Genomic DNA, 1,458 nt, shown 5'->3' with positions numbered 1-1,458 from the left:
CAGACTGCTGACAAACCCGTCGATATTTTCGGCGGGTTTTGTTTTTGTGGATTTGTTTTTCCGCCGGGAGGTCTTGGCGGGAGGCGCAGAAGGATGGGCTGGCTCATGCCGCGGCTGGTTTTGGTGTTTTGATGAGCGCCATTGCGATCTTCTTGATGTTCTGGGCGGCTGCAGCCAGCAGGCATTGGCAGGCGACACGGGTGAGACTTCGGAAGCGGGCATAGCGGTGGCCATGCAGCTGCTTGGCATCGGCAAAGGAGCGCTCGACCGTTTCCTTGCGGCGTTTGTAGATCGCCTTGCCCCAAGCGGTCAGTCGGTTGGCATCGGTGCGCTCGCGGGCGTCGGCCCAGACATGGCGGGTGATGGTGCGTGTCGCGGTGGCGTTATGGGTGCAGGAGGCCAGCAACGGGCAGGTGCGGCAGATGGCCGGATCGGATGCGTAATGTTTATAGCCGTTGCGGTCGGTGGTGGCATAGGCGAGCAACTGTCCTTCGGGGCAGCGATAGCCGTCTGTCTGAGGCTCGTGGACGAACTTCGATTTGCGCATCATGCCGGCTTTGGGCGGTGTCGGATTGCGATAGCCGGTGACACCGAGGATGGTGCGGTCTTCAAGCCCCTTGGCGATGCCGSAGGTCGCATAGCCGGCATCCAGGCCAACCGCGCCGACCTCGAAGCCGAACCGCTCACGCTGACGGTCCAGCCGCTCGAGATAGACGATGCTGTCATGCACATTGGCAGGTGTCACATGGGTGTCGGTGATGATGGCATGGCGGCCGTCCACCGTGCGGTGGTCGAGGTAGAAGAAGCCTTTCGGTTTGCCGTCGCGCACCATATAGCCGCTCTCGGGGTCGGTGCGCGACACCTTGGTTTCCTTCACCTCCGGCTGACGCTCTTTCTCCTTYAACGGCTTCTGGYCRTGCAGCGCCCGCTCGACCTCGATTGCCCGGTCGAGGTCGGCCCAATAATCGGCGCGCGACTTCTCGATCATCGCAAGGTCGTATCTGCCCTTGTTGGCGTTCGCCTTCAGATGCGTCGAATCCGTATAGAGCACCGTACCGTCGACCAGGCCATGACCGATCGCCTGCTCAACGATATGATCAAAGATGTCCTGGGAAACCGAGGTGTCGTTGAAGCGCCGGCGGCGGTTCTGCGACAGCGTCGAGGCGTCAAACACCCCATCCGTCAGCTTCATCCGCAGAAACCAGCGATAGGCGACGTTGACCTCGATCTCGCGCACCAATTGGCGCTCCGAGCGGATGCCGAACAGGTAACCGATGAACAGCGCCTTGAACATCAAGGTCGGATCGAGCGGCGGCCGGCCGTTGTCGGCGCAATAAAGCCCGGCAACGCGATCATGGATGAACGAGAAGTCGATCACCGCATCAATCTTGCGAAGCAGGTGATCCTTCGGCACCAGACCCTCGAGCGTCACCATCTCAAGAGCCGTCTGGCAAGGGG

At 61.1% G+C, this 1,458-nt stretch carries 1 protein-coding gene; it reads right to left on the bottom strand.

From position 1 onward, the window contains the following. Nucleotides 1-103 precede the first annotated feature (103 nt). The coding region (locus tag AC1DLT_RS30800; RefSeq protein ID WP_477489242.1) for an IS1182 family transposase at nucleotides 104-1,458 on the bottom strand (1,355 nt) is incomplete at its 5' end.

Source organism: Neorhizobium sp. 05N33, from assembly GCF_056397445.1.
Note: the sequence above shows the minus strand (reverse complement) of the source record. Positions and strands in the feature narration are given on the sequence as shown.